The 6,922-nt window shown below is 68.8% G+C and carries 7 protein-coding genes; 4 read left to right on the forward strand and 3 right to left on the reverse strand.

Annotated features, from left to right (window positions below):
• Window positions 1-109 precede the first annotated feature (109 nt).
• Entirely contained in the window at window positions 110-883 is a 774-nt protein-coding gene (locus tag ABZ117_RS23155; RefSeq protein ID WP_356823580.1) for a class I SAM-dependent methyltransferase, read from the reverse strand.
• Window positions 799-1,254: an anthrone oxygenase family protein gene (locus tag ABZ117_RS23160; protein ID WP_356823582.1), complete on the reverse strand. Its 456-nt coding sequence runs from the start codon at window positions 1,252-1,254 to the stop codon at window positions 799-801. The genes ABZ117_RS23155 and ABZ117_RS23160 overlap by 85 nt, the downstream gene beginning before the upstream one ends.
• Window positions 1,255-1,536: 282 nt before the next feature.
• Here ABZ117_RS23160 and ABZ117_RS23165 point away from each other — a divergent pair, with 282 nt between their 5' ends.
• Window positions 1,537-2,325 carry an SDR family oxidoreductase gene (locus tag ABZ117_RS23165; protein ID WP_356823584.1) on the forward strand — a complete coding sequence of 263 codons (789 nt, stop codon included), beginning with the start codon at window positions 1,537-1,539 and terminating at the stop codon, window positions 2,323-2,325.
• A gap of 70 nt (window positions 2,326-2,395) precedes the next feature.
• Here the strand turns inward: ABZ117_RS23165 and ABZ117_RS23170 are convergent, their stop codons facing one another.
• Window positions 2,396-4,108: an MFS transporter gene (locus ABZ117_RS23170; RefSeq protein ID WP_356823586.1), complete on the reverse strand. Its 1,713-nt coding sequence runs from the start codon at window positions 4,106-4,108 to the stop codon at window positions 2,396-2,398.
• A 208-nt stretch (window positions 4,109-4,316) separates the two neighbouring features.
• Between ABZ117_RS23170 and ABZ117_RS23175 the strand changes: the two genes are divergently transcribed.
• From ABZ117_RS23175 to ABZ117_RS23185, 3 genes are all read left to right on the forward strand, one after another.
• Window positions 4,317-4,811, forward strand: a complete 495-nt coding sequence (locus ABZ117_RS23175) for a MarR family transcriptional regulator (RefSeq protein WP_356823588.1) — start codon at window positions 4,317-4,319, stop codon at window positions 4,809-4,811.
• Between the two features lie 122 nt (window positions 4,812-4,933).
• Window positions 4,934-5,698: a DUF4097 family beta strand repeat-containing protein gene (locus ABZ117_RS23180; protein WP_356823590.1), complete on the forward strand. Its 765-nt coding sequence runs from the start codon at window positions 4,934-4,936 to the stop codon at window positions 5,696-5,698.
• A 14-nt stretch (window positions 5,699-5,712) separates the two neighbouring features.
• Entirely contained in the window at window positions 5,713-6,351 is a 639-nt protein-coding gene (locus ABZ117_RS23185; RefSeq protein ID WP_356823591.1) for a PadR family transcriptional regulator, read from the forward strand.
• Window positions 6,352-6,922: the final 571 nt, after the last annotated feature.

Raw genomic sequence — 6,922 nt, forward strand, 5'->3', positions numbered from 1 at the left:
CTGCCACTGTGCTGGGAAGCGCTTTCACGCGTCCCGGGAAAACCACCTCGCACCGACCGCTCCTACCGGACCGCCACCGGGCCCGTCATTCCGTCGAGGAGCAGACTTTTCACCTGCGTACCATGAGGAAGCAGGCCGCGTGTTCGGGGCGAGGCGGATCCGGTAACCGTTCGATGGTGAAGGCGTGTCCGAACAGACGCTGCTCCTCCCCGGGCTCCATAACCGTATGGAGGAGCCGCGAGATCCTCCGCCGGGCCACCAACGGCAGCTCTTTCTTGTCCGCTGAGAAGCACCACAGGAAGAACTGGGTCCCACTGCGGGACATCCGGAACACGGTGCGCGCCATCGCGCTGCGGACGGGGCCCGTGGTGTCATCCAGGGTTCCGTAATCGACGAGCAGATCGAAAGGCCCGTCGACACCGGGGATACGGTCGGCCGAGAGATCGCCGTGGACGAAGCGGCAGTGGTCGGCGACGCCCGCCTCGCGGGCGCGTTCGCGAGCGCGTTCCAGCGCGTACTCGGTGAAGTCGACGCCGACGACGTCGAAGCCGTTCTCGGCCAGGAACACGGCGTTGGCTCCTGTGCCGCACCCCAGGTCAAGGGCTCTGGGGCGCTCCGGGGACCGCGGATCGGCCGTGATTCGCCCCTGAGCCAGGAGTTCACGCAGCTCCGGCCCGACGCCGTGCTCCCATGCGGCGCCTCGCTTGTACAGCAGTGTGTAGAGCCACGGTCTCATCATAAATCCTTTCGATTGTCCGGCACCCGTGGTCCGAAATTCGGCCGATTCCCGCCCCTGGATCAGTGACCAAGTGTGACCGCCAGACCGTTCAGCAGCAGAACGACGAAGGCGGAGATCGTTCTGATCCCGTGCCAGCGCCGCCATAAGGGCCGAGGATCGTGCCAGTCGGCCGGCACCGTGTCGTCGGCGACCTGCCGGACCAGTTTGTTCAATGGCACGTTGCAGAGGTGCGAAACCGCCTCCACCACCAGAATGCCGACAATGGATACGAGCAACAGGGCCCGGGCCGTCCAGGAATCCGTCAGCAGCACCAGCACGATGTCCGCCAGGAGGGTCGCGTTGACCAGCAGCGGCATCGTCGGGTGATACCCCTTTCCCAGCAGGTGGTGCGTCTGTACGTACCTGTCCGGCGGCATGGCGCTGAGTGCGGGAAGCACGCTGACGGCCACCGCGAAGAACACGCCGGCCACCAGGCCGCTGCCGAATATGACGGTGACACTGACGAGTTGGACCACTCCGACGTCCCTTCTCCTACGCGCTCCTCTTTCCGTCCGCGCAGACAGCGGTCCGGTGATGCCGCGATGTGCTCGATCGTCCGTACGGACACTCGCAGCTCACTGGACACAGTCGCGGCGGCCCCGCCGTACGGTCCCGGGTGTGCCTTCGGTCGGGCGGCGCGTCGCCGGACCGTCCAGCGATGCGCCAGCGACGCCGGGCAGCATCGTCGGCAAAGTGAGCGGAGCGCTCGGTCGCCTGCCGGCTGCCGGGTCGCTCACACGCAGACGAGGTGACATGGGATGGTGACGTACGCGTCGGCTCTGGTGACCGGAGCCTCCAGCGGTATCGGTCAGAGCCTGGCCCGGCGGCTCGCGGTACAGGGGACCGATGTCGTGGTGGTGGCCCGCCGCGCCGGGCGCCTTGAGGAGCTGGCCGAGGAACTGCGCAGCCGCCACGGGGTGTCCGTCGAGGTGCTGCCGGCGGATCTGACGGTGCCGGAGGAACTGGACACCGTGGCAAAGCGCCTGGCCGTCGCCGAGCGGCCGATCGATCTGCTGGTCAACAACGCCGGGGCGGGCTCCCGTCCACCGCACCCCCTCGTCGACCAGCCGCTGGATCACGAGTTGGGGAAGGTGGAACTGAACGTCGTGGCTCCGCTGCGGCTGACGCACGCGGCACTGTCCGCGTTCCTGCCGCGTCGGCACGGCGGCATTCTCAACGTCTCGTCGATAGCGGGCTTCCTGCCCCAGCCCCAGGGCGCGACCTACGCCGCGTCCAAGGCGTTCATGACGTCCATGACCGAGACCGTGTACTGCGAGGCACGCCGCTCGGGTGTCCACGTCACCGTGGTCTGCCCCGGTTTCGTCCGGCGCGGTGAGGGCGGCGCGGACGGCGGCACCCGGAGTTTCCGCCTTCCGGAGTCGTTCTGGCTGGACCGGGACGACGTGGCCCGCGAGGCGATCGAGGCGGTGCAGACCGGCCGGCCGATCTGCATTCCCGGGCGTCCCTACCGGGCCGCCATCGCCCTGAGCCGGGTACTCCCCCGCGCGGTCTCCCGCCGTGCCTTCGAGCGCCTGTGGGCACGCTGAGCCGAGCCGGCCCTCGCTCGGAGCGGCCAGGCCGCCGGGCCCGGCCACCCCGGTCGTGCCGGGCCTGCCGCTAGCCCCAATTACGGGCGCGTGGCGGGAGGATGAAGGACAGCAGGAAGACCAGGACCATGGCTCCCACCGTGCACCACAGGGTGCGCTGGAGCGCGAGGGTGAAGTTCTGGCCGTTGGCCCTGGAGCCGGCATGCTCCAGCGCGACCGCCACCTTCTTGTCCGCCAGGGCCGGCGGGGCGTCGGACCCCTTGCCGTCGCCGGCCGCGGTGGCGCGGCAACTCTCGGGCGTCGCCGCCTGGTCCGTGGCGGCCATCCTGTCGTGGTAGCACGTCTTGAACGCGCGGATCACCTGGTCCTGGGCCTCGGCCGGCAGGTGTGCGGCGGACATCTCCGCCCTCAGCTCGGGAGCGACCCGGTCCACCATGCCGGAGGACTGGGTCCCCAGCAGCGAGAAGAAGACGACACCGAGGATCGCGATCCCCGCCGACGCACCGACCTGGGTGATGGCGTTGACCAGGCCGGAAGCCGACCCGATCTCCCGTGGTTCCACGGCCGCGAGGACGATACCGAACAGCGACGAGACCACGGCACCCATTCCCAGACCCGCGACGAGCAGGCTGGGCATCAACTGCCAGGACGTGGCGTGCAGGCCCTGGTGATGCAGGGTCAGGATGACTCCGGTGAAGGCCGCGGCCATGACCAGCGCGCCGAGGCTGAGGAGCTTGCGGCCGAGCCTGGGAGCGAGCACCGCCCCGGAGACACCCGACCCCACCGCCATGCCCAGCGACCAGGGCAGCGCGGTGAGTCCCGCGTGCATGATCTCGAAGCCACGCCCGATCTGGAGGTACAGCATGAAGACGAAGAAGAACCCGATCAGCGCGGCGAAGAACAGGAACGCGATGACCAGGCCGCCGTTGAAGGGAACCTTGCGGAACAGGCTCATCTCGACCAGCGGGGAGCGCTGGGCGCGGCCCTTGCGGATCTGGACGACGGCGAACAGGGCGAAGACGGGAACCGACGCGGCCATGGACAGGTAGGTCCACAGCGGCCACCCGAGGTCCCGGCCCTTGAGCAGGGGGAACATCACGAGCAGCATCGCCGTGGTGACCAGCAGGCTGCCCACCACGTCCACCCGCTGCGCGTGCTCCGACCTGGTGTTCCGCACGAACAGGGCCGCACCGACGAGAGCGATGGCGCCGACCGGGATGTTCACCAGGAAGATCGACCGCCACTCCAGGCCGAATACGTCGGCCTTGATCAGCAGTGCGCCCAGCATGGGGCCGCTGACCACGGCGAGACCGGAGACCCCGCCGAACATACCGGCGACCATGGCCCCTTCCTTGGGCGGGAACGTCGCCATGAGCGTGGACAGCACCTGGGGCACCATGAGCGCGGCGGCAGCGCCCTGGAGCAGCCGGGCGACGATCAGCATCGCCGGATCCTGCGCCGCGCCGCAGAGCGCCGAGAACACGACGAAGCCGGCTACGCCGAGCACGAACAGGTTCTTGCGGCCGAAGATGTCCCCCAGCCGGCTGCCGGTGATCAGTACCAGCGCGAACGCGAGCGCATAGCCCGAAGCCACCCACTGCGCATCGGAGTTGCTGACACCGAGGTCCCGCTGGAGCGACGGGATGGCCACATTGACGATGGTCCCGTCCAGCAGGTCCATGAAGCTCGCCAGCAGCAGGGCGACGAGCGCCCACCAACGCCGCGTGCTCCGGGCCTGCCCGTCGTTCGGTTCGGCGGACACCCCTGACTCAGCTGTAGTCACATCGGTCTCCTTGCTCGTTCATCCCCTGACCGGGGAAGATACGTAATAGACACGTAAGGAAAGGGTGGGAGCACGATGGCCGCCCAGATCGCCTACGCATGCAGCTGCCCATCTTCGGGTAATTTGACCGCCCCGCGGGCATTGAAAACCACCCTGCTAGAGTGTATTTTGCTTTGCGAGCTAAGATATTAGGAGGGCTTGAGTAAGCATGTCAACCGATCTGCCATCCAGGGACGAACTCGTCGGGGCGCTCTCCTGGAAGATGCGCCGGCTCAGCGCCGAAACGGTGCTGTTCCACCAGCGGATCGCCGACCGCCTCGGCATCAACGCGACCGACCTGAAGTGCCTCGACCTCGCCGCCGGCCCCGAACCGCTCACCGCCGGCCGGCTGGCCGAGGTCTCCGGGCTCACTTCCGGCTCGATCACCGGTGTGGTCAACCGCCTGGAAAGGGCGGGGCTCGTGCGCCGGGAACAGGACCCGAACGACCGCCGCAAAGTGATCATCACCGTCAGCCCGGACGTGCCGTCCCGCGTCGCCGGACTCTTCGGATCGATCACGACCTCGATGCTCGATCTCTGCGCGCGCTACGAGGACCACGAGATCGCACTGGTCCTGGACTTCATCAGCCACGCGACCGAGACCACCCGCGCGGAGGCGATGAAGCTCCGCCAAGGTTTCGAACAACCCACTGCCCGTAACTGACACCGGGTGCCGCAGTACCGGTCACCGGCCGACTCGTCGGGGACACGGGCGCCCCGTGAGCGACGAATCCCCCGGGGCAACACGGACCGCGGACGCCGACCTGTGCGAATCGGAGGACCTTTATGAAGCACATGCAGATCGACCGGCCCCAGCGCATGACCCTGCAAGGAGTGACGGCCGTCCGCTCCTTCGTCGTGCGCGGCCGCCTCCAGGTGATCGGCACGAACGACGACTTCGTGACACTGGAGGTCGCGGAACTCGACCGGCATCCGTTACGCCTCCAGATCGACGACGGACTGCTCTTCCTCGGCCACCAGGGCACCGGCTGGCGGCAGCTCGTCAAGGGCCGACTGAGCCGGCGCCACGCGCAGCACGTCGTCATGTCGCTCGCCGTACCGCGTCACTGCAAGCTCGACCTGTGGTCGGTCCAGGCCGAGGTCGCTGTGCTCGACAGCGCCACCGATGTCCATGTGCACAACGGTGGCGGCGGAACCACCCTGAACCTGTTGTCGGGCCAGGTCGACGTGGAGACGTCCTCCGGCCATGTGGACGCCATCGATCTGAGCGGCGACGTGGACATCAGATCGGTGTCGGGAGCGGTCGCGTTGTCCGCCGTGCCCCGTCCGACACGCAACCTGAAGGTGTCCAGTGTCTCGGGCGATCTGAGCATCCGGCTACCGGAGGACGCCGACGTCAGGGTCACTCTGGAATCCATGAACGGACGGGTCTCCAGCCAGTTCAGCAGTGTCAGCCCGGTTAAGATGCCCATGCAGCACAGAGCCCGGGGGGATCTCGGCCGCGGCAGCGCGTCGGTGTGGGCCAACAGCGTCTCCGGCCGGATCGCACTGCTCAAGGGCGGCTTCGAGGAAGGCGGCATCGCGGACTAGGAGTGGTGGAGCGGATGAGTGACAGCCGCCGGTTCGCCTACGGTGAGGTCCGTTTCCACCTGCTGGACGAGCTGGCCCGGCGCCCGCGGCACGGTTATGAACTGCTCACCACGCTGAGCGAGAAGTTCGGTGGTGCCTACCGGCCTTCTCCCGGCACCGTGTATCCGAGGCTGCGCCGGCTCGAGGCGGAGGGACTCGTCCGTCACGAGCTGGTCCGGGGCCGGAAGGTTTACCACCTCACCGACGCGGGCCGACAGGAGCTGGAGCAGGCCGGCAACGACTCCGGTCCCCGCCCCGAGGCGAGCGATCACGACACCGAAGAGGCGTCGGCGACAGCCGCGGGCGGCCTCAGCGAGTCCATCCGGAGAGACGTCGAGGCGATCGTGCGGGACTTCCGTGAGCAGTTCCAGGTGGCGACGGGTCGTCCCACCGACACCTCCGACGATCAGAACTGGTTCACCTGGGCCGGCTGGGCCTCCCCCGGCGCACAGCCGACCGGCCGGGAACGTCTGCGGCAGCGGCTGGGCGAGGTCACCGCGGCGGCCCAGGACCTGCTCGCGGAGGAATCCGTGCCGGATGACTCCCTGCGGCAGGCAGCACGTCTGCTCGCCGAGACGGCCGACGCGCTGCGCGCCCTCCCGCCCCGGGACTGACCGGGCCGGGCCCATCGTCCGGATCAGGAGCCCGAGAAGGTACCTCCGCGACCCGGCACCCGGCACCCGGCCGGTCTCGAGGCGGTCCGACGAGGAGGACACACCTGGCCTGCGATGGGTCGGTCCCCGCATCGGACCGGTGCGGCGGCCCCAGGTCCGGCCCTCTCACCGGGGAGACAAGGGCTACAGCTCGGAACTTCAGGTAGGCGGTGGTCGGCCAGGGGGACGGCCCAGTCCCGTGCTGCGGCAACAACTGCGGGTGCGTACGGCGTCGTTGCCCTGGACCGGCTGCTAACGCCACGATCCCGGCCGAGCCCAAGGGAAGTGCATCCCCGCCGGAGCCGACCACATCGATGACACGGCTGAGCCGCTCACCTCATGGCTATGGGCGCGGGACTGGTTCCCTGTCCTGCCTGCCGGTCACTCCCGGGCGTCGCCGCCACGGCGGTCCTGGCCCCTAGGTCGTGTCGCCCGCCCTCCCGCCGTTCGCCCGGAGGGCGGGCTCTGCGGCGTCAGGTGCGTGCTCCCGGCGTGCCGGGTCCTGACTCTCGTACTGGACGTACTCGGGTCG

This window comes from Streptomyces sp. NPDC006309, from assembly GCF_040613095.1.
Taxonomy (GTDB): Bacteria; Actinomycetota; Actinomycetes; order Streptomycetales; family Streptomycetaceae; genus Streptomyces.

Excerpts from the sequence above, each read along its gene's own strand:
- ABZ117_RS23175 (WP_356823588.1), top strand. The coding sequence starts at position 4,317 with ATGTCAACCGATCTGCCATCCAGGGACGAACTCGTCGGGGCGCTCTCC.
- ABZ117_RS23180 (WP_356823590.1), top strand. The coding sequence starts at position 4,934 with ATGAAGCACATGCAGATCGACCGGCCCCAGCGCATGACCCTGCAAGGA.
- ABZ117_RS23165 (WP_356823584.1), top strand. The coding sequence starts at position 1,537 with ATGGTGACGTACGCGTCGGCTCTGGTGACCGGAGCCTCCAGCGGTATC.
- ABZ117_RS23185 (WP_356823591.1), top strand. The coding sequence starts at position 5,713 with ATGAGTGACAGCCGCCGGTTCGCCTACGGTGAGGTCCGTTTCCACCTG.
- ABZ117_RS23155 (WP_356823580.1), bottom strand. The coding sequence starts at position 883 with ATGGCGGCGCTGGCACGGGATCAGAACGATCTCCGCCTTCGTCGTTCT.